Source organism: Streptomyces roseofulvus (assembly GCF_039534915.1).
Classification (GTDB): Bacteria; Actinomycetota; Actinomycetes; order Streptomycetales; family Streptomycetaceae; genus Streptomyces; species Streptomyces roseofulvus.
The window spans coordinates 311,600-331,408 of record NZ_BAAAWE010000001.1 but is presented as its reverse complement, the minus strand read 5'-3'; the positions used below and the strand labels follow the sequence as shown (position 1 = coordinate 331,408).

At 72.9% G+C, this 19,809-nt stretch carries 17 protein-coding genes; 6 read left to right on the top strand and 11 right to left on the bottom strand.

Annotated features, from left to right (window positions below):
• Nucleotides 1–156 precede the first annotated feature (156 nt).
• A complete protein-coding gene (locus ABFY03_RS01585; RefSeq protein WP_346168908.1) occupies nucleotides 157–1,494 on the top strand; it encodes a jacalin-like lectin in 1,338 nt (445 codons plus the stop codon).
• 27 nt (nucleotides 1,495–1,521) lie between these two features.
• On the opposite strand, the gene ABFY03_RS01580 is transcribed toward ABFY03_RS01585, so the two are convergent.
• Nucleotides 1,522–2,412: a helix-turn-helix transcriptional regulator gene (locus ABFY03_RS01580; RefSeq protein WP_319013606.1), complete on the bottom strand. Its 891-nt coding sequence runs from the start codon at nucleotides 2,410–2,412 to the stop codon at nucleotides 1,522–1,524.
• A gap of 170 nt (nucleotides 2,413–2,582) precedes the next feature.
• Between ABFY03_RS01580 and ABFY03_RS01575 the strand changes: the two genes are divergently transcribed.
• The 3 genes from ABFY03_RS01575 (at nucleotide 2,583) to ABFY03_RS01565 (ending at nucleotide 6,406) form a co-directional block, all read left to right on the top strand.
• Nucleotides 2,583–3,389, top strand: a complete 807-nt coding sequence (locus ABFY03_RS01575) for an SDR family oxidoreductase (RefSeq protein ID WP_346168907.1) — start codon at nucleotides 2,583–2,585, stop codon at nucleotides 3,387–3,389.
• Between the two features lie 159 nt (nucleotides 3,390–3,548).
• Nucleotides 3,549–5,843, top strand: coding sequence for an FG-GAP repeat domain-containing protein (locus tag ABFY03_RS01570; protein ID WP_346168906.1), 2,295 nt, complete (start codon nucleotides 3,549–3,551; stop codon nucleotides 5,841–5,843).
• Nucleotides 5,844–6,013: 170 nt separating this feature from the next.
• A complete protein-coding gene (locus tag ABFY03_RS01565) occupies nucleotides 6,014–6,406 on the top strand; it encodes a nuclear transport factor 2 family protein (RefSeq protein ID WP_346168905.1) in 393 nt (130 codons plus the stop codon).
• Between the two features lie 130 nt (nucleotides 6,407–6,536).
• Here ABFY03_RS01565 and ABFY03_RS01560 read toward each other — a convergent pair whose 3' ends face one another.
• Complete coding sequence (locus ABFY03_RS01560; RefSeq protein ID WP_346168904.1) at nucleotides 6,537–7,091, bottom strand: helix-turn-helix domain-containing protein; 555 nt, start codon at nucleotides 7,089–7,091, stop codon at nucleotides 6,537–6,539.
• Nucleotides 7,092–7,282: 191 nt separating this feature from the next.
• Here ABFY03_RS01560 and ABFY03_RS01555 point away from each other — a divergent pair, with 191 nt between their 5' ends.
• Nucleotides 7,283–8,407: an aryl-sulfate sulfotransferase gene (locus tag ABFY03_RS01555; RefSeq protein WP_346168903.1), complete on the top strand. Its 1,125-nt coding sequence runs from the start codon at nucleotides 7,283–7,285 to the stop codon at nucleotides 8,405–8,407.
• Nucleotides 8,404–9,747 (top strand): uracil-xanthine permease family protein, encoded by a 1,344-nt coding sequence (locus ABFY03_RS01550; RefSeq protein WP_346168902.1) that lies wholly within the window; start codon nucleotides 8,404–8,406, stop codon nucleotides 9,745–9,747. Before ABFY03_RS01555 ends, ABFY03_RS01550 begins: the two co-directional genes overlap by 4 nt.
• Here the strand turns inward: ABFY03_RS01550 and ABFY03_RS01545 are convergent.
• The 9 genes from ABFY03_RS01545 to ABFY03_RS01510 form a co-directional block, all read right to left on the bottom strand.
• Complete coding sequence (locus ABFY03_RS01545; RefSeq protein WP_319013613.1) at nucleotides 9,695–10,264, bottom strand: rhodanese-like domain-containing protein; 570 nt, start codon at nucleotides 10,262–10,264, stop codon at nucleotides 9,695–9,697. The two genes, ABFY03_RS01550 and ABFY03_RS01545, sit on opposite strands and share 53 nt — an antisense overlap.
• Nucleotides 10,265–10,449: 185 nt before the next feature.
• Nucleotides 10,450–11,313 carry a DUF1684 domain-containing protein gene (locus ABFY03_RS01540; protein WP_346168901.1) on the bottom strand — a complete coding sequence of 288 codons (864 nt, stop codon included), beginning with the start codon at nucleotides 11,311–11,313 and terminating at the stop codon, nucleotides 10,450–10,452.
• Between the two features lie 499 nt (nucleotides 11,314–11,812).
• Nucleotides 11,813–12,919 carry an aliphatic sulfonate ABC transporter substrate-binding protein gene (locus tag ABFY03_RS01535; protein WP_346168900.1) on the bottom strand — a complete coding sequence of 369 codons (1,107 nt, stop codon included), beginning with the start codon at nucleotides 12,917–12,919 and terminating at the stop codon, nucleotides 11,813–11,815.
• A gap of 148 nt (nucleotides 12,920–13,067) precedes the next feature.
• Nucleotides 13,068–13,169 carry a putative leader peptide gene (locus ABFY03_RS37870; protein WP_386723737.1) on the bottom strand — a complete coding sequence of 34 codons (102 nt, stop codon included), beginning with the start codon at nucleotides 13,167–13,169 and terminating at the stop codon, nucleotides 13,068–13,070.
• Nucleotides 13,170–13,416: 247 nt separating this feature from the next.
• Nucleotides 13,417–13,875 (bottom strand): RrF2 family transcriptional regulator, encoded by a 459-nt coding sequence (locus ABFY03_RS01530; protein ID WP_319013616.1) that lies wholly within the window; start codon nucleotides 13,873–13,875, stop codon nucleotides 13,417–13,419.
• Between the two features lie 251 nt (nucleotides 13,876–14,126).
• Nucleotides 14,127–15,827 (bottom strand): dipeptide ABC transporter ATP-binding protein, encoded by a 1,701-nt coding sequence (locus ABFY03_RS01525; protein WP_346168899.1) that lies wholly within the window; start codon nucleotides 15,825–15,827, stop codon nucleotides 14,127–14,129.
• Entirely contained in the window at nucleotides 15,824–16,819 is a 996-nt protein-coding gene (locus tag ABFY03_RS01520; protein ID WP_319013618.1) for an ABC transporter permease, read from the bottom strand. Before ABFY03_RS01520 ends, ABFY03_RS01525 begins: the two co-directional genes overlap by 4 nt.
• Complete coding sequence (locus tag ABFY03_RS01515; protein WP_346168898.1) at nucleotides 16,816–17,808, bottom strand: ABC transporter permease; 993 nt, start codon at nucleotides 17,806–17,808, stop codon at nucleotides 16,816–16,818. The genes ABFY03_RS01520 and ABFY03_RS01515 overlap by 4 nt, the downstream gene beginning before the upstream one ends.
• On the bottom strand, nucleotides 17,808–19,538 hold the full coding sequence (locus ABFY03_RS01510) for an ABC transporter substrate-binding protein (RefSeq protein WP_319013620.1): 1,731 nt from the start codon (nucleotides 19,536–19,538) through the stop codon (nucleotides 17,808–17,810). Before ABFY03_RS01510 ends, ABFY03_RS01515 begins: the two co-directional genes overlap by 1 nt.
• Between the last annotated feature and the right edge of the window lie 271 nt (nucleotides 19,539–19,809).

The following is a 19,809-nucleotide window of genomic DNA, read 5'->3' as shown; positions in this document are numbered from 1 at the left end:
AACGACTGGTGGGTGAGCGGCGGACGACCCGGGCGCGGCGGTTCGCATCCGTGTCCGTGGTTTCCTCAAGTCCCCTTGCTCATCGTGTTGTTGTACGGCGAACCTGAGCACCGTTCACGTCTCGTCCCCTACTCCTCCGACCGGAGACACCCCCCCATGAGAAGACTCCTCGGTACCCTCGCGGCCGCGGCCCTGACCCTCGTCGGCTTCACCGCCACGCCGGCGGCCACCGCCACGACGACCGCCACCGCCAGTACCGCCACCACCGGGTCGTTCAGGGTCCTCACGTACAACATCGCCGGCCTCCCCCTCGGCCTGGGCGACAGCGACCCGGAGACGAACACCCCGCTCATCGGCGAGCGGCTCGGCCCGTACGACATCGTGAACGTGCAGGAGGACTTCAACTACCACGCCTCCCTGTACGCCCACGACACCCACCCCCATCGCACGGCCACCAGCGGCGGAGCCGCGCTGGGCGACGGGCTCAACACCCTCTCCGACTACGCCTTCGAGGACTTCCAGCGGGTCCGGTGGAACCACTGCACCGGCACCAACTGCCTGACGCCGAAAGGCTTCTCGCTAGCCCGTATGCGGCTCGCCGAGGGCGTCTTCCTGGACCTCTACAACGTCCACACCAACGCCGACAGCACCGAGGACGCCCTGGCCGCCCGCCGCGCCAACGTCGAGCAGCTGTCGGACTTCATCCAGGCCAACTCCTCCGGCAACGCCGTGATCGTCATGGGGGACACGAACACGCGGTACACGCGCGCGGGCGACAACATCCGCACCCTGCTGGCCGAGAACGGCCTGAAGGACCCGTGGGTCGACCTCGTCAAGGGCGGCTCCGCGCCCCCGCAGGGCGCCGACCCGTTGCTCTGCGACTCCACCGCCCCGACCGACGCCTGCGAGGTCGTCGACAAGGTCCTGTACCGCGGCAGCGCACTCCTGAGCCTCGATGCCACCCGCTACCACAACGAGTGGGCGTCCTTCCTCCGCTCCGACGGCAAGCACCTCTCCGACCACTTCCCGCACACCGTCGACTTCTCCTACACCCTCGCCCCGTCCCTGAGGGCGAGCGACTTCTTCGGCGGACCGCACGGCGCCGCGTTCAACGACGCGGACGACCTCCCGGCCACCGTGTCGCCGCGCACCCTGACCCTGCGCGGCGGCTCACGCCTGGACGCGGTGTCGCTGACGCACGACGGCGGTACGGCCCTGACCCACGGCGGCACGGGCGGCACGGCGACGTCCCTGACGCTCGCCTCAGGTGAGCACCTCACCTCGGTCCGGCTGACACGGGGCCAGAAGGACGGGCGCACCCGGATCTTCTCGGCGTCCTTCACGACCGACCGGGGCCGTACCCTCGCCGCGGGCGTGGCGACGTCGGACACCCGCACCTTCACCGCACCGTCCGGCCGGCAGATCGTCGGCTTCACGGGCCGGTCGGGCGACGAGATCGACAAGCTGGGCGTGCTGTACGCGCCGATCGGCTGAGGGCCCTTCGCCCCGAAGGCGAGGGCGCTACCGGGCATGTCCCCCGTCGGCGGGCTCCGCGGCCGGGTCGGGTACCGCCGCCGGGGAGGCCCAGCCGCGCAGGAGCCGTACCGCTTCGGCGGTCGGCGACTGCGGTTCGACGTTGTAGACGCACAGGGTCTGTTCGGTGTCGCCGGGGACCTGGAAGGATTCGTACGCGAAGTGCATCTCGCCGACCAGCGGGTGGACGTAGTGCTTGTCCCCATGGGTGCGGCGCAGCACCTTGTGGTCGTTCCACCACCCGGAGAACTCCGGTGAAAGCAGAGTCAGTTCGCCGACCAGGTCGGCCAGCTGCCGGTCGTCGGGGTGGCGGCCGGCCTCCAGGCGCAGGATGGCCACGGTCTCGGCGGCGATCCGCTCCCAGTCCCCGACCCGCTCGCGTGCCTGCGGGTCCAGCAGGTAGTAGCGGGCCAGGTTCCGGCGCGGGGCGGGCAGCGCATCGAAGTCGGTGAGCACCGCGCGGGCCAGGTGGTTGGAAGCCAGCACGTCGGTGCGCCGCCCCAGGATGAACGCCGGCACATGGCCCAGCGTCTCCAGCATCAGGAACAGCCCCGGTCGTACCCGCTGGGGCCGCTGCGGGCCGCGTCTCACCGCCGCGCGGCGGGCCAGCAACAGGTCGCCGAGGTGCTCGCGCTCCGAGGCGTTCAGCCGCAGGGCCCGCGACAGCGCCTCGACGACCTCCGGTGACGGGTTCCCCGCCCGTCCCTGCTCCAGTCGCGTGTAGTACTCGGTGCTCATCCCGGCCAGCCGCGCCACCTCGTCCCGGCGCAGCCCCGGCACCCGCCGGACGCGGCCGTCCGAGTCGAGCCCGGCCTGTTCCGGTGTGATCGCGGCCCGACGGGTGCGGAGGAAGCCGGCGATCTCCTTGCTGCGATCCATACCCCCAGTGTGACCACGGCCCGACCTGGCCGTCGGCCCGAGGGTGGCCCTGCCGGTACCAGCCGGGAGAGGGCCTGCTATGGCGGCGCCAGCGGGGCGCCGGGCCGCTGTGATGGAGAACGTACCGAGATCCCCTCGGCGCCCACCCCGATGCCCCACGGAGGTTCACCGTGCCCACCCTCCCTTCCACCACCCTCCCTTCCACCACCTTCGCTCCCCTCACCCCGCTCCGAGGCCGCGTCGCCGTGGTCACGGGCGCCTCCAGCGGCATCGGTGAGGCCGCAGCCGTGAAGCTCGCCTCGCTCGGCGCCCGCGTGGCCGTCCTGGCCCGGCGCGCCGACAGGCTGAAGGACCTGGTCGCGCGGATCGCCGAGAACGGCGGCACGGCCCTCGCCCTCGCCGCCGACGTCACCGACGCCGAGGCCGTCCGGGCGGCGGCCGACCGCGTCGAGACCGAGCTCGGCGGTGCCGACCTGCTGCTGAACAACGCCGGCGTCATGCTGCCCGCCCCGATCGAGGAACGGGCCACCGGCCAGTGGCAGCACCAGATCGACCTGAACATCACCGGCCTGATGAACGTCATCGGCGCGTTCACCCCGCACCTGGTGAGCGCGGGCCGGGAGCGCGGCGTCGCCGACCTGATCAACACCTCGTCCATCGCGGCGCAGAACATCTTCCCGAACTTCGCCGTGTACTCCGGCACCAAGGCGTACGTCACCCACCTCTCGCGCCACCTGCGCGTCGAACTGGGCGCGAAGAACGTCCGGGTGTCGGCGATCGAGCCCGGCATCGTCGGCACCGAGCTGCAGAGCCACGTCACCGACCAGGGCACCCTGGACTGGCTGGAGGGCTCCAAGGAGTCGATGCGGTGGCTGACCCCCGACGACATCGCCGAGACCATCGGCTTCCTCGCCACCCTGCCCCCGCACGTGAACCTCCAGCAGGTCACGATCATGCCGACCGCCCAGCCCCACTGATCCACCCCCGCACGCGCCTGCTGCGCCCCGCCCGGCGGGCGCGTGCGCGGCGGCTCCGGAAAACCGCCCTGACCTGCGGTCTCCACCAGCGGAGGCCGGTGGGAAGGGCCTGTTCCCCATCCGGTAGCCTCCCCTGCTCCAGGGGAGGGAACCATCAACATGACACTCGTCCGCACGCATCACCGCCGTCGCCACCACCGCCGCCACCGTCTCGCCGCCATCGCGGCGACGGTCGTCCTCGGCGTCACCGGCGGCGCCGTCTCCGTGCTGCCGGCCGCCGCCGCGACACCGCCGGGCGTGCAGGAAGGCCCGCAGGGCACCGTCGTTCCGTTCCCGGCGGACGCGGACGTCGCCGGGGCGGGCTTCAGCGGTTTTCTGTCGAAGACCCGTGGCGCCACTCCCGAGTTCCGGTGGACCCGGTACGCGGACGGGTCCTCGCTCGTCCTGCCGGGCACCTACGCGCTCGGCGGCGGCAGCGACCTCGTCGTCTCGGGCGACCGGTCCACGCAGGCGTCCGCCCGGCTCGTCGAGGTCCGCGACATGGCGCGGCCCGATACGGCACCGCTCGTGATCGACCTCGACACGCTCGGCGACGGCTACTACGTCGTGGGCCTGGCCGGTGACCACCTCCTCCTCGCGCGGGACGAGAACGGCAACACCGTGCAGTACGCCCTCACGCTCGACGCCGACGTGCTCGCCGGCGGCACGCCGCAGCCCCGCAAGACGGCCGGCGGAGTCCAGGTCGACTGCTGGGACTCCACCGGCGGCTGGGCCGGCCCGCGGTTCGCGCTCTACGACTGCTGGGTCGCCGACGAGCGGATGCCCGCCAAGATCGCCGTCGATCTCGTGACGGGGCAGTCGAGCTGGTACCCGCAGGGCGACGGCGAGTACGCCGGAGCGGGCGCCGTCTCCGCCACCCACGTGGCCTGGCGCCAGACGCGGGTACCGGGCGGCGCGGGGATCGCCGTCGCCCGACCCGGGTCCGGGACCGCGTACACGTGGAGCCCGGGCGGCGGCCACTCGTCCGACCCGCTGTACCTGGTCGGCGACTGGCTGGCGTACGGCCAGCAGGCCCACATCGACACGACCGCCCGCACCGGACAGCCCACGGTGCGGCCCTTCACCGTCCAGTCGATCGCGACCGGCGAGAAGGCCGTGCTGCTCACCGCGTTCTCCTCCGCCGTGTCCGGACCCGACGGCTCGCTGCTGGTCCGGGGCGGCACGCCCGACCGGGGCGAGGGGCTGTACCGGATCTCGCCGCGCGCCGACGGCGGCCGGCCGGACGTCGCACTGGTCGCCTCCACCGGACAGGCGACGACCGTGACCGCGACCGGCACCCATGTCCCGGCGACGCTCACCGGCGAACAGGTCGCGGGCGGGGTCGACTTGGCGTGGAACCTGTCCCGCGGCGACGTCCGGGCCACGCTGACCCTCACCCACGTCGCGAGCGGGGCGCGGACCTTCTGGTCCTGGGACCCCGCCGCCACGGCGCCGCGCACCCTCGCCTGGCGCTGGGACGGCCGCGACCTGGGCACGGAGACGCCGGGTCCGGCACGCGGCGGCGCGTACGAGTGGTCCCTCACGGCCGCGCCGGACGAGGGCATCGGGCCCGAGCTGCGGCTCTCCGGCCGTTTCACGGTCAACCGGCCCCCGGCGCCGCACGACTTCGACGGCGACGGTACGGCCGACCTCTTCGGCCGCGAGCCCGGCGGCCTCCTGAGGTCCTTCCGGTCCCAGCCCACCGCCGTCGGCGGCCCGGTACGGAGCCTCCACTGGGCGCAGGTCGGCGGCGGGTGGCAGGTGTACGACCGGCTGGAGACCGCCGGTCACGTCGCGGGCACCGTCGCCCCCGATGTCCTGGCCCGCGATACGAGCGGCGTCCTGTGGCTCTACCAGGGCACCGGAAACCGGGACAAGCCGCTCTCCGGCCGCACCCGGATCGGCGGCGGCTGGCAGACGTACGACCGGATCGCGGCCGGCAGCGACGCCACCGGCGACGGCCGTCCCGACCTCCTGGCCACCGACAGGGCCGGCGTCCTGTGGCTCTACCCCGGCACCGGCAACGCGTCCGCCCCCTTCTCCGCCCGCAAGCGGGTGGGCGGTGGCTGGGGCGTCTACAACGAGGTCGCCGCCGTCGGAAACCTCGCCGGCGGCCCCGCCGGCGATCTCCTCGCCCGCGACCGCTCCGGTGTCCTCTGGCTCTACCTCGGCAGGGGCGACGGCACCTTCGCCGCCCGCACCCGGGTCGGCGGCGGCTGGGGCGGCTTCCTGGACGTCGTCGGCGTGGGCGACGCCAACGGCGACGGCCGCGCCGACCTCATGGCCGCCGTCACCCCCACCGCCACCGCCCACGGCGTCACCTTCTACTCCGGCACCGGCGACTGGAGGAGTCCGCTCAAGCCCGGAGTGAAGACCGACGTCACGAGCTGGACCCGTTACGACAGCATCTTCTGACCCAGCCCTGCCCCCCGGTAAGCGAGCAGGCGAGCGGGCGACGGACCTCCACCGTCGCCCGCTCGCCTGCCCTGCGCTGCCCTGGCCTGCCCCGCGCGGGTATGGACAGCGACACCCCGCCGGGATAGCCTCCGACGCGTCTATTCAATTAATTGACTAGGGGTGGTCCCGTGCATCCGTTCCGCAAGGCCGTCGAGGACCGCGACGAGGCCGCCATCGAGGCGCTCCTCGCCGAGAACGTCGTCTTCACCAGCCCCGTCGCCTTCAAGCCCTATCCCGGCAAGGCGATCACCGCGGCCATCCTGCGCGGAGTGATGCGCGTCTGCGAGGACTTCACGTACGTCCGCGAGATCGCCGACCCCGCCGGCCGCGACCACGCCCTCGTCTTCACCGCCACCGTCGGCGGCCGGCGCATCCAGGGCTGCGACTTCCTCCACTTCGACGACGAGGGGAAGATCGACGACTTCACGGTCATGGTCCGCCCGCTCTCCGCCGCGAAGGCGCTCGCCGAAGCGATGGGCGCGCAGTTCGACCGGATCGTCCAGGAGGCAGCCGACGCCTGAGCGCGTCCGAGGCGGCACCGCACCGACTGCCCCGGGGCGTGAGCGGCAGGACTTCCCCTACGGAGCCTGGAGTTCACTCGACGTCCGAACCCCACCGACGCATCCCGCCTCACCCGGCCCCGTCGGCCCGTCAGGGCTCCAGTACCTCCACGTGGTCGCCGATCGCGACCACCAGCACCCGGGCGCCCGGTTCCGTCGTACGCCAGCGGTGCAGGACGCCGCCGGACAGCAGGAGCGTGTCCCCGCGCCCCAGCCGGTGGATCCGGCCCTCGGCCTCCACCTCCACGGCCCCCTCCGCCACGTACATCAACTCGTCGTTGCGGTGCCGGAACTCGCGGTCCGCCTCGTGCGCGCCGACGAACTCCAGCGCGTGCAGCTGATGGCGGCCGCGCACCACCGGCCGGACGCGTGCCTCCCGGTCGAGGCCGCTGTCGTCGCCCGCGCGCACCACGTCGACCGTGCGGGTCTCGTCCGAGGCCGCGAGCAACTGCACCGCCGTGGTGCCGAGCGCGTCCGCGATCCGCTGCAGCGACCGCATGCTGGGCCGCGCCCGGTCGTTCTCGATCTGGCTGAGGAAGGGGGAGGAGAGCCCGCTGCGCCCGGCCACGTCGGCGAGCGTCAGGTCCAGCGCGCGTCGGCGGCGGCGTACGGCGGCACCCACCCGCGGTGTGTTCACGGCGTCCATGGATCCGTCCTGTCCTTCCCCGCCCCGAGTCGCCGTTCTCCCTGGCCGACGGCGCTTGACGGCACCTTACGCCGCTCCTGCCGGGAACCCGGAGACGGTTTCGTACTCCTGACACACGCCCGTCACACAAGGCTCCTACCGTCAAAGTCAGTTGCTCTCATCAAAGAAAGTTTGACGCAAGGAGCCCTGACGTGCCCCCGATCGACCAGAACTCCCGCCGCCGTCGTCCCACCGGCCTCGTCGCCCTCGACGAGACGGCCGCCTACGACGGCTACACCCTCTACGCGCCGCTCACCGGCACCGGCGAGGTCTACCTCGTCGACCTCCACGGCCGCACCGTCCACCGCTGGGACCTGCCCTACCGTCCCGGCCGCCACGCCCGGCTGCTCGCCGGCGGAACCCTCGCGTACAACGGCGTACTCCCGGGCGAGAAGGCCCTCTTCCCGATGTGGCACAAGTACCGGGGCGGCGTCATGCTCCACGCGGCACCCGACGGCACCGTGCTGCGGGAGCACCGTGACCCGCTCCAGCACCACGACGCCCACCACCTCGTCGACGGCCGCATCCTCTACACCGCCCTGGAGCCCCTGGCAGGGCCCGAGGCGGCGGCGGTACGCGGCGGGGTGCCCGGATCCGAAGCCGCCGGCGGCGTTGTCTGGGCCGACACCATCCAGGAGGTCGGCCCGGACGGCGAACTCCTGTGGTCCTGGCGGGCGGCGGAGCACCTCGACCGCGACGCGTACCCGCTGCACGAGGCGTACGCCCGTGAGCACTGGCCCCTCATCAACAGCGTCACGCCCCTGAAGGACGGCACCGTCCTCGCCAGCCTGCGCAGCGTCTCGGCCGTCGTCGTCATCAGCCGCGACACCGGCGAGATCCTCTGGCGCAGCCGCCCCGGCACCGTCAGCCAGCAGCACGCGCCCACCGAACTGGACGACGGCCGACTCCTGGTCTTCGACAACGGCGTCTTCCGGCCCGGCCACGACGTGCCGTACTCCCGGGTGATCGAGATCGACCGGGCCGGGGGCGACGTCGTGTGGGAGTACCACGACCCGGCCCGCGAGTTCTTCTTCGCGCCGTTCATGGGCTCCGCGCAACGCCTGCCGAACGGCAACACGCTCGTCACCGACTCCCCGTCCGGGCGACTGTTCGAGGTGACGAAGGACGGCTACCTGTGCTGGGAGTACGTCGTCCCCTACTTCGCCGGCTACGGCGAGAGCGAGGTCCGGGGCCTGTTCCCGGCCGAGCCCAACGCCGTCTTCCGCGCCTACCGTTACGCCGCCGCCGACCTCCCGTGGCTGGAGACGACGGCATGACGGCCACCCGCACCACGCCGGCCGGCCACGCCCCCGACACGGTCGACGCACCGGTGCCGTTGCGGCGGCTCGTGCCCCTGTCGGCCCAGCACGTCCTGGCGATGATCGCCGCCCCGGTCTCCACCGTCTTCCTCGTCGCCGGCACCCTGAGGCTGCCCCCGACCGCGACGGCCTCGCTGCTCAGCGCCGTCCTCCTGCTGTGCGGAGCGGGCGCCCTGCTCCAGTCCCTCGGCGTCTGGCGGATCGGCGGCCGCCTCCCCTTCGTCATGCTCCCCGGCGGCGCCGCGACCGCGCTGTTCCTGCAGATCGCGCAGGACCACGGGGCACCGACCGCCGCCGGCGCCGTCTTCCTGGCGGCGTCGCTCCTGCTGGCCGTCCTCCCCCTGTACGCCCGTGTCGTACGGCTCTTCCCGCCGCTGGTCATGGGCGTGACCGTCCTGCTCATCGGCATCGCGATGATCCGGGTCGCGGCCCGGCTGGTCACCGGACCGGACGGCACGGGGGAGCCGCGCGCGGTGCTCCTCGCCGCGCTCACCGTCGCGGCGACCGTCGCCGCGTACGTGCTCCTGACCGGCGTCTGGCGGCAGACCTCGGTCCTCATCGGGATGGCGGTCGGCACGCTCGTGGCGGTGACGACCGGACTGGGGGCCGTCACCCCCGCGGCCGGGAGCGGCTTCGCGCTGCCGGCGTTCCTGCCCTTCGGAACACCCCGGTTCGACGTGGTGGCATCCCTTCCGCTGCTCGTGTTCAGCCTCACCACACTGGCCGAGATCACCGGACAGACCGTGCTCAACAGCGAGACCGTCGGCCGGACTCCCGCTCCCGAGCGGGACGTCCCGCGCGTCGCCCGCGCGGACGCCCTGGTCTCCCTGGCCGGTGGCCTCTTCGGCACCTCCCTGATGGTGACCAGCGCCGAGAACATCGGCATCGGCCGCCTCACCGGAGTCCGCAGCCGCTTCGTGACCGCCGGGGCCGGCGCGCTCCTGATCGCCCTCGGTCTGGCCACGCCCGTGTCCCGCGCCCTGGCCGGCATCCCCGAGGCCGTCGTCGGCGGCTCCGCCCTCGTCGTCTACGCCGTCATCGCCGTGATGGGCGTCGAGATGCTCCGCCGGGCCGACCTGTCCGGGACGGGCACCGGCTCGCTGACCGCCGCCCTCGCGCTCACCGCGGGGCTGCTGCCGCTGCTCAGCCCGGACCTGTACGCGGGCTTCCCCGGCTGGGCCCGTACGATCCTGGGCAGCGGCGTCGTCGCCGGCACGCTGACGGCGGTCCTCCTCACGGCACTGCTCAACCGGTTCCGCTCCCCGACCGCCCCTCCGGGCTCACGGGACGCCGATTGAGAGGAAGACGGCCGAGGACCACCGCCATGCCACAGGTGTCGGTGAGCGCCGAGAACACCAGCCCCCCGGCGATCCCCGCCGACAGCAGCTGGAACGCCGGATGCGCGAGCAGACCGAGTACCAGACCCAGCAGCACCAGAGCCCCGGCGGTGAAGCGGACCTGACGCTCCATCCCCCAGACGGCGCGTACGGGACCGGGCGGGTGCGCGAGCCGGTGACCGGCGGCGGCCCAGGCGCGGGTGCCGCCGGTCAGGCCGGCCGCCGTGATCCCGTGGGAGGCGAGGACCGCGACGCCCTTCTCGGAGCGGGCGCCGGAGGCGCACACCAGAAGCAGCGGCCCGGTCACGGCGGCGCTCCGCAGCGTCGCCAGGCTGCTCTCGAAGCGCTCCAGGGGGACGTTGACGGCGCCCGGCACGTGGCCGGAGGCGAACTCGCCGGGGGTACGGACGTCGACCACGTTCAGCGCGGCCAGCCGTGGCTCCGCCTCGTCGACACGGAGGAAGCCGGACATGCTCATGGGGAACCTGCCTTTGGCGGAGTGGGGTGAGACGGGCCCCGCGCCACCGGCACGGAGCCCGTCACCGGATGCCGGGCGTCGCCGAGCGGATCCGCCGGGAGACGGACGGGCCGGCCACGGCGCTGCCGTGACGCCGCCGCCATGCCACGGCGACGAGCCGACCCGGCGACGCTCGCGCGGTCCCGTCAGGAGACGGGACCGCGCTCGTGGGGGATCTTCTCGCCGGCCTCGATCGCGACGGGCAGCCGGTTCTCGGTCGGCGGCAGCGGGCACGTCGCGAAGTCGGTGTAGGCGCAGGGCAGGTTGGTGGCGCGGTTGAAGTCGAGCACCACGGTGCCGTCGGGTCCGGGGGCGGCCACCCCGAGCTGCCGGTTGGCCGCGTACGTGGTGACGCCCGAGGTCGCGTCGGTGAACAGCACCGTGAGGCTCCCGGGAGCCTGCCCGTTGAACGCGGTCAGGCTCAGCTCCTGCCCGTCCAGGTGGAAGACGACGCGGCCCGGAGCGTCGTAGACGTGCTGGAGGCCCTCCACGGACGCGCCCACCGTGGTCGGCCGCGGCTCGTCGAAGGCTTCGTAGCGGCCCGTGACCACCCAGCGCGGATCGGGCGCGTACGCGGGCGTGCCGGTGAAGGCGACCAGCAACGGGTGGGCGGGGTGCCGGGGGCGGACGATGTCGTGGCCGCCGCGCTTGGCGACCTCGATCACCGTGTCGCCCCAGACGGCGTCGATGCCGCCGCGCTCCGGGATGACGCCGAAGGCGTGCCTCTTGCGCACCGCCTCGCCGTCGACGACGAACTCCGTCTCGTCGTCGAGTTCCACGACGACCCCCTCGGGCCCCGTCGACCAGGTTCCCGGCACGCCGGGGAAGCTCTGAGGCGCGGGGGAGAGCCAGTGCAGACCGGTCACCGCGAGGAATCCGTGCTTCGAGGCGAGCCGGGCGTCCTTGTCCCGGTGCCACTCCTCCCATTCCGCGGCGAAGACCTCCGGATCGCCGGGAACGCCAGGGCTGCCGGTGCCGGTGCGGGAGTCGGGGATGTCGTGGACGCTCATGCGTCTCCTCCTGGTGCAGGAAGTGTGGGTGGTGGGGTGTGCGCGGTTCCGTGTTCCGTGCCGCCCGGAGGCCGGAAGCGCGTCCAAGCCGGGCCGGAGGGCGGGCGGAACCGGAACGCGGGGGAGAACGGGCCGTGAGAGGCGCCGAGCCCTTCGGGGCGGGCGCGCCGGTGTCCGGACGCCGGGACGGGGCCTCGGGGTCAGCCGGAACAGGCCATGGTCGTGACGCGCACGTAGTCCACGTGTCGGCGCATCACGAGCAGGCTCATGGGTCCAGAAGACCACAACTCCCGTGCATTGCACCAGTGTTCCCACATTGCGGGGACGTGTCGGGGCGTCAGCGACGACGGCGGTCGGTGAGTCCGTGACCCGCTCCCTGAGGGAGCGGGGTGGACCTGCCGGCAGCCAGAAGGCCCCCAGGAGGGTGACGAACTCACCGGCGCGACCTCGAACAAGGTCGTCATCTCCTGGGGGCCTTCGGGCTGCTACGAGGTCGGGCCTACTTCGCGCCGAGACCGGCGTCGGCGACCTCCGGCTTGCCCGCGGCCTTGAGCACCTTGTTCAGCAGCGTCAGGTCGTAGATGCCCGCCAGCTCGGGCTTCTTCAGCAGGCCGGCGTCCACCGCGTGGTCGGCCTGGGCCTGAAGGGTCTCGGCGAGCGGGTCGTCGGTGAGGGTGATGGACGGCCAGGCCGCGTCGATCACCTTGGCCGAGAGCGGCTTTCCGGTCTCCTTCTTCAATGCCGCGTTCACCGACTCCTTGGCCTTGTCCGGGTTGGCGGTGATCCACGCGTTGGTCTTCACCGTGCCGCGCAGCACGGCTTCGACGACGTCCGGGTGCTCCTTGAGGAACGCCTGCCGCACGATGATGTTCGTGATCACGAACTTCTTGTCCGGCCACAGGTCGGACTCGTCGAGCAGCACCTTCGCACCCTCGCTGACCAGCTTCGACGCGGTCGGCTCGGGCACCCAGGCGCCGTCGATGGAGCCGGACTTGTAGGCGTCGGGGGTGACCTTGTTGTCCGTCCGCAGCACCGAGACGTCGCCCTTGCCGGACTGCGAGTCGACCTTCCAGCCCTTCTCGGAGACCCAGTGGAGGAACGCGACGTCCTGCGTGTTGCCGAGCTGCGGGGTCGCGATCCGCTTGCCCTTGACGTCGTCCAGCGTCTTGATCTTCTCCGGGTTGACCACGAGCTTCACACCGCCCGAGGCGGAACCGGAGACGATCCTCAGGTTCTGGCCCTTGGACTTGGTGTAGCCGTTGATGGCCGGCGAGGGGCCGATGAAGCCGATGTCGATCGAGCCGGCGTTCAGGGCCTCGATCTCGGACGGGCCGGCGTTGAAGGTCGAGGGCTTGATCACGGTGCCGCCGAGCTCCTTCTGGAGCAGACCCTCCTGGACGCCCACGAGGGCGGTGGCGTGCGTCAGGTTCGGGAAGTAGCCGATCCGCACCTCACCGGCGGAGAGCTTCTTGGCGTCGGCCGCGACCTTCGGCTGCTCGTCGTCCTCGGCCGCCTGGGAGCCGTAGCCGCAGGCGGTGAGCAGAAGGGGAAGTGCCGCGATGGCGGCGACGGTACGCAGGGCGGTGAGCGGTCTGGCGGCAGACACGGAGGTGTCCTTTCACGGAAGGGTTGCAAGGAGTGCGGAGGCACGGGGATGGATGACGCGATGCCCTCGGGGCAGACGCCGGAACTCGGCCGTGCGCGGGGGTGTTCCGACGGGACGGGCGCGGAAGACGGAACAGCGTGGAACGGCCTCAGAGAGGCAGACAGATGGCGCTGGCCGTGCGGCCGAGATCGATGTGCCGGCGGGCCGTGAGGAGGGGAAGCGAGTCGCCTGCGTGCTTCAGCGTGCGCACGGCTGCCACCACCTCTCGTGATCCCTAGTTTTCCCACCTGGCTGATAGGCATAGTGGCAGAGGCGCGTTTCGGCCCCAAGAGGCATTTCACATGGTGGTCGATCCCATTCCGCCCTGTGAGACGCCGGAGGTCGGATCAGGTGCTGGGGACGGCTGGGTGGCGGGGCCCGAAGGGGAGTGACCGAACGGTGGACGGCCGCGTCTCAGGTGCGGAGTTGGGCCGCGAGGAGGAGGCTCGCGTGACCTGTCAGGGATTGGTCCAGGCGGCCGGGTCCCGCGCCAGGGAGTGCACGAGGTCGGGCAGCTCGCCGGACGCGATGGCCGCCAGCGAGACGCCCTCCAGGATCTGGCGGACGTTCGCGCGCAGGGCGACCCACAGCGGCAGCAGCGCCTGCGCGGGCCCGTCGTACTCAAGCCCCGGCGGGCGTACGCCGCGTACGGAGACCAGCGGGCCCTCGACCGCACGCACGACATCGGCGACGGAGATGTCCTCGGCGTCTCTCGCCAGGCGGTAGCCGCCACCGGCCCCGCGCCGGCTGACCACCAGCCCGGCGCGCCGCAGGTCGCTGAGGATGCCTTCGAGGAACTTGTGCGGGATCTGCTGGGCCTCGGCGACGGCCTCCGCCTTCAGGGGCTCGCCCTCGGGTGCACCGGCGAGGAGGAGGGCGGCCCGCACCGCGTAATCCGCCCTGGCTGAGATCCGCATACGGGCATTGTCCCAGTACGGCGCGCCGCCGATCGAGGAGGGGGACCGGAGCCCCCGCCTCACCCCCACGTTTCCCGCATCCGGCGTCCGCCGCTCACCCGGCCGCGCGTGGCCAAGGGCGCCGGAGGCCCGCGCCGACCGCCGCGACCGCACCCTCACGGAGCGCCGGGTCGGTTGCACGTACCGACCCGACCCGGCGCGGCGCCGGACCCGGCCGCGGCGCCCCCACCGCCGCGGCCGGCGGGCACCCCTCAGGCACCCACCACGTCGAGCGCGGCTGCCCGTGCCACGCGGCGGGCCGCCCTCTCCGTCGGGTCGAGCACCGGGACCGCGGCCAGCAGCGCCTTCGTGTACGGGTGCTCGGGCGTCTCGTACACCGCGTCCGGGGGGCCCTGCTCGACCACCGAGCCCCGCCGCATCACGGCCACCCGGTCGCTGGCCTGCCGTACCACCGCGAGATCGTGCGCGATCAGCACCAGGGCCAGCCCCAACTCCCGCTGCAGGTCCGCCAGCAGCTCCAGGACCTGCGCCTGAGTCGTCACGTCCAGGGCGGAGACCGGCTCGTCGCAGACCACGAGGCGCGGCTCGGGCGCCAGGGCGCGGGCGATGCCGACGCGCTGCCGCTGGCCGCCGCTCAGCTCGTGCGGGTAGCGGCCGTACCAGTCGGGGTCCAGCCCGACCCGCTCCAGCAGGCCGCGCACGCGACCGGTGATCTCCCGGTCCGTGCGCGCGCCCGCGACCCGCAGAGGATCGGCGACGGACTCACCGATCGAACGGCGGGGGTTCAGCGAGGAGACCGGGTCCTGGAAGACCATCTGCAGTCCGCCGCGTACGCCCCTGACCTCCTCGCCCCGGAAGCGGACGGAACCGTCGGTCGGGTCCAGGAGGCCGACGAGCATCCGGCCCAGCGTCGTCTTCCCGCTGCCGGACTCGCCGACGATGCCGAGCGTCTCGCCCGCCGCGACCGTCAGGGACACCCCGTCCACGCCGGTGGTCCGCCGGCGCCCGCGCCCGAACTCCTTGCGCAGGTCGACGGCTTCGAGAAGCACGTCACCGCGGGGAGGCCCCGGCGGGCGCGCAGCCACGACGGAGGCCCGCGAGGTCTCCAGGCGCGGCACGGCGGCGAGCAGACGGCGGGTGTACGGGTGCTCCGGCGCCCCCAGGACCCGCTCGACGGGCCCCTGCTCGACCACGGCGCCGTCCCGCATCACCAGGACGCGGTCCACGCTCCCCGCGACGACCCCCAGATCGTGCGAGACCAGCACCAGACCCGCACCGGTCTCGGCCCGCACCTCGTGCAGCAGGTCGAGGATCCGGGCCTGCACGGTGACGTCCAGCGCGGTCGTCGGCTCGTCCGCGACGATCAGCCGCGGTTCGCACGCCAGGGCCATGGCGATCAGGGCCCGTTGCCGCATGCCGCCGCTGAACTCGTGGGGCCGCGACCGCGCCCTGCGGGCCGCGTCGGGGATGCCGACCCGGTCCAGCACGGCGACCGCCCGCTCCCGGGCCGTGCGCCGCGACGCGCGGGGGAAGTGCACCCGGTGCACCTCGGCGATCTGGTCGCCGATCGCCTGGTACGGGTCGAGCGCCGACAGCGGATCCTGGAACACCATCGCGGCCACGCCGCCCCGCAGCCGCCGCAACTCCGCGCCCGTCGCCCTGCCCACGTCCACACCGCCCACCCGGACCGTGCCGCCGAGGCGGGCGCCGGTCCCCTCGTGCAGCCCGAGCAACGCGCCGGCGACCGTGCTCTTGCCGGAGCCGGACTCGCCGACGAGGCCGAGCGCCTCACCGGCCGCGAGCCGCAGGGAGACCCCGTCGACGGCTCGTACGAAGCCGTCGATCCCGGCGGGGAAGTCCACCGTCAGGCCCAGCACGTCGACGAGCGCGCCGCCGCCGTCACCGCCTCCCTCATCGGCGTCGTCGTGGACGGCGAGAACCGGAGACGTCATGACAGGGCCACCCTTCGGTCGGCGAGTGTGTACAGCACGTCCGCGACGGCGTTGGCCAGGACCACCGCCGCGCCGATCACCAGCACGATGCCGACCACCACCGGCAGGTCCACGGAACGGACGCTCTCGATCAGAAGGCGACCGAGCCCGGGCAAGCCGAACAGGGACTCGGTGATCATCGCGCCGCCCATCATCGAACCGAGGTCGAGGGCGGACAGGGCGATGACCGGCGGCAGGGCGCCGCGCAGCGCGTGCCGCGTCACCACGGCACGCTCGCCCAGCCCGTACGCGCGGAAGGTGCGGATGTGGTCCTCGGCGAGGGTCTCGAGGGTCGACGAGCGGGTCAGCCGCGCGTACTTGGCCGACTCGAACAGGCCGAGCGTCAGCCACGGCAGCAGCATGTTCCACGCCCACTGCTCCGGATCCTGCGTCAGCGGGACGTACGTCGGGAACGGCAGCCACTGCAGATGGGCGCAGACGGCCATGAGCAGCAGCAGCCCCAGGACGAACACGGGCGTCCCGGTCCCGGCGAGGGTGAGGACCGTCAGGACGCGCTCGGCCGGTCCGCCGCGCCGCAGCGCCGACACCAGGCCCGTGCCGACGCCCAGCAGCAGCCACACCACCATCGCGCCCAGGGCCAGGGAGGCGGTGGCCGGCAGGCCCGCCGCGATCAGCGCCGTGACGGGCTGGTCGTTCTGGTACGACAGGCCGAGGCAGGGCGCCGCGCACGGCAGCGGCGACCCGGCCGCCGCGTAGTCCCGCGGCACGACGACGCCCTGGAGGAAGTGCAGGTACTGCGCGTACACCGGCTCGTCGAGCCCGAGGCGCTCGCGGACCTGGTCGACCTGCGCCGGCGTGCAGCGCTCCCCGCACGCCAGTCGGGCCGGGTCGCCGGGCAGCAGGTAGAACAGCGCGTACAGCGCGGCCGACAGCACGAGCAGCACCACCAGGGCGCCCACGAGCCGCCGGAGGACGAAGCGGGTGACGGTCACGGGTTCCCCTTCTTCTCGACGCGTCGGCCGGCCCGGCCCAGACGGCTCGCCTCACGCGGGTCCAGTGCCGCCCGCAGGGCGTCGCCGAGCACGGTGAAGGCGAGGACCGTGACCAGCAGCAGTACGGACGGCAGCAGCACGTACATCGGATCGGCGCGGAACCAGGTGGTCGCGGTCGACAGCATCTGCCCCCAGGACGGCGTGGGCGGGTGCACGCCGATGCCGAGGAACGACAGCGACGCCTCCGCCACGATGTTGCCGGGCAGCAGCAGCGCCGCGTACGTGAGGACGGGGGCCGCGAGCGCGGGCAGCAACTCGCGCCGGGCGACCCGCCATCGGCCCGCGCCGCCCAGCCGGGCCGCTGCGACGAAGTCCAGCCCGCTCAGCGCCAGCGTGTGGGCGCGGACGATCCGCGAGACACCGCCCCAGCCCAGCGCGCCGAGGACCAGAACGAGAAGGAGCGGGCGCGGGAAGCCCGGTGGGACCACAGTGGTCAGCGCGATCGCCAGCACCAGGGCCGGCAGGGCCACCATCACGTCCGTGACGCGGCTGAGCAGGTGATCGACCCACCGCCCACCGAGCGCGGCGGCCAGCCCGACCGCCAGACCCGTCACCACCTGCACGGCCGTGGCACCGACCGCCACCAGGAGCGAGATCCGCGCCCCGTACAGCAGCCGGGCGAACAGGTCGCGCCCGGTGCCCGGCTCGACGCCGAGCCAGTGCTCGGCCCCGGCGCCGCCGAAGGACCCCTGGGGTGCTCCGCCGCTCGCCGAGTCGATCAGGTCGTCGTGGTACGTGTACGGATCCTGGCCGGCCGCCGCCGTCAGCAGCGGAGCGGCCAGCGCCGCCCCCAGCAGGACCGCGAGGACCGCGCCCGCGGTGAGCGCGGCCGGCCGGGCCCGGAGCCGGCGCCACACGGCACCGGCCCCGGGCAGCGTGGTGGCGGCGGCCGGGGCCGTCGACACCGCCACCGTGTCGTGCGAGGTCATTACTTGACCGCCACCTGCGAGATGTCCAGGACGCCGGTCCAGTCGCTGATGACGACGTTCTTGATGTCCTTGCCGACCAGCCGCTGGTAGACGGGGTGGTAGAGCGGCACGGTCAGCGCCCGCTCGCCGATCTTCCTGTCGAGCGCACCCCAGCGCGCCGCGGCCGCGTCCAGGTCGGTGAGCTTGCCGATCTCGTCGATCTCCTTGTTGATCGCCGGGTCGTCGAGCTGCGCGTGATTGAAGTTGGCGCCGTCCCGGACGATCTGCCGCCCGTCGAAGATGGGGGCGAGGAAGGGGTATCCCGCGGGCCAGTCGGCGCCCCAGCGGGAGATGAAGAAGCCCGGGGTGTCGCCGGCGTCCCAGCGGCGCTCGTTGTACGCGTTCTTCTCCAGGCCCTCCAACCTGACCTCGATGCCCGCCTTCCGGAGGGACTGCTGGACGGCGGCGGCCACCTTCGAGCCGGTCTCGCCCTCATCGGTGGCGTGGGTGAGGGTGAGGGTGATGCCGTTCTTGTGGCCGGCCTTCGCCAGTACCTCCCTCGCCTTCTCCGGGTTGCCGTTCTCACCTGCCGGGAAGTGGTCGTACGGGGTGTAGCCGAACGCCTTCTGGTTCGGCAGGAAGGTGGTGGCGGCCTCGGCGAGGGAGCTGCCGCCGACCGCGTTGACGACGCTGCGCCGGCCGAGCGCGTACGCGATCGCCTGCCGCACCTCGGGCTGGTCGAACGGCTTCACCTTCGGGTTGAAGGCCAGGTAGTTGGTGTAGCCGAAGTGGCCGATGCCGACGCGCGCCTTCAGCTCCTTGTCCTGGCCGATCCGGGCGAGTTCGGCGGGGCCGAGGTTGGTGTCGGTGGTGACGGCGCGGGCGTCGTCACCGGAGCTGGTGGCGAGCCGCTGGTTGATCACCGCGGAGTCCAGGCCGGAGCGCACGTCGATCGTGTCCGGGTACGCCTTGCGCTGGTCGTCGAGCTTCTCGGACCAGTGGGGGTTGCGGTCGAGTTCGAGGCGCTGGCCGTCGTTGGTGTTCTTCACGACCTTGTACGGGCCCGAGGAGACGGGATGCTCCTCGTACTTCGCGCCGGTGTCCTTCGCCTTGGGCACGGGGGCGAACTGGGTCTGCGTCGCCACGTACGGGAAGTCGCCCACGGGCTTCCTCAGCCGGAAGACGATGGTCCGGGCGTCGGGGGTCTCGATCGAGTCCAGGGTCTTCTTCCCCTTGCCGTAGGGGCCCTGGTACGAGTCCCCGCCGATCAGCCACTCCCTCAGATACGGTGCTCCGCCCGACAGTTCGGCCGCGAAGGAGCGCTCGACGCCGTACTTGACGTCGGCGGAGGTGATGGGCGAGCCGTCCTCGAACTTGAGACCCTCCTTGAGCTTGTACGTCCAGACGGTGGCGTTCTCGCTGGGTGTGCCGAGGTCGGTGGCGAGGTCCGGCACGACCTTGGTGCCCTCGGCCCCGGCCGCCCGGTTGCGGGTGGTGAGCGTGCGGAACACCAGGGAAGGAACGTTTCCGCCGCCGGAGGTGTAGAGGCGGGCGGGGTCGAAGTCCTCCTGGGGGCTGGAGTTGAGGACGAACAGTGTGCCCCCCTTGGCGGGCGCGCTCCCCTTCCCGTCCGCACCGCTGCCGGAGGCGGCCGGGTCCGCCGGGCCGCACGCGGTCAGAGCGCCGGCGGCGGCGAGCACGGCGGCGGTCGCGACCACGACGCGACGGGACAACGGGCTGGAAATACGCATGAAAGGGGCCTTTCAGAAGGTGATGCGCCGTCGGAAGGTGACGCGCTGCCGGAAGGCGGCGCGCGGGACCCATGGGTGACGCGAGGGGTGGGTGTCAGGGCCGGATCAGCGGCACGAAGGAGCCGCTGAGGCCCTGCGGGGCCGCGCCGACGGCGCGACTGAATCGAGGAAGAAGCCGGAAGGCCGGCGTCGGTGCCGTCAGGCCGGGCGCCGGGCGGGGACGGCCACGGCGGAACCGGGAGTTCAGCGACAGTCGATGTCGCAGACCGCG

What these genes read in the sequence shown, in the direction of transcription:
- ABFY03_RS01585 (WP_346168908.1), top strand. Translation starts at nt 157, where the DNA reads ATGAGAAGACTCCTCGGTACCCTCGCGGCCGCGGCCCTGACCCTCGTC.
- ABFY03_RS01580 (WP_319013606.1), bottom strand. Translation starts at nt 2,412, where the DNA reads ATGGATCGCAGCAAGGAGATCGCCGGCTTCCTCCGCACCCGTCGGGCC.
- ABFY03_RS01570 (WP_346168906.1), top strand. Translation starts at nt 3,549, where the DNA reads ATGACACTCGTCCGCACGCATCACCGCCGTCGCCACCACCGCCGCCAC.
- ABFY03_RS01560 (WP_346168904.1), bottom strand. Translation starts at nt 7,091, where the DNA reads ATGGACGCCGTGAACACACCGCGGGTGGGTGCCGCCGTACGCCGCCGC.
- ABFY03_RS01550 (WP_346168902.1), top strand. Translation starts at nt 8,404, where the DNA reads ATGACGGCCACCCGCACCACGCCGGCCGGCCACGCCCCCGACACGGTC.
- ABFY03_RS01545 (WP_319013613.1), bottom strand. Translation starts at nt 10,264, where the DNA reads ATGAGCATGTCCGGCTTCCTCCGTGTCGACGAGGCGGAGCCACGGCTG.
- ABFY03_RS01540 (WP_346168901.1), bottom strand. Translation starts at nt 11,313, where the DNA reads ATGAGCGTCCACGACATCCCCGACTCCCGCACCGGCACCGGCAGCCCT.
- ABFY03_RS01530 (WP_319013616.1), bottom strand. Translation starts at nt 13,875, where the DNA reads ATGCGGATCTCAGCCAGGGCGGATTACGCGGTGCGGGCCGCCCTCCTC.
- ABFY03_RS01525 (WP_346168899.1), bottom strand. Translation starts at nt 15,827, where the DNA reads ATGACGTCTCCGGTTCTCGCCGTCCACGACGACGCCGATGAGGGAGGC.
- ABFY03_RS01515 (WP_346168898.1), bottom strand. Translation starts at nt 17,808, where the DNA reads ATGACCTCGCACGACACGGTGGCGGTGTCGACGGCCCCGGCCGCCGCC.
- ABFY03_RS01510 (WP_319013620.1), bottom strand. Translation starts at nt 19,538, where the DNA reads ATGCGTATTTCCAGCCCGTTGTCCCGTCGCGTCGTGGTCGCGACCGCC.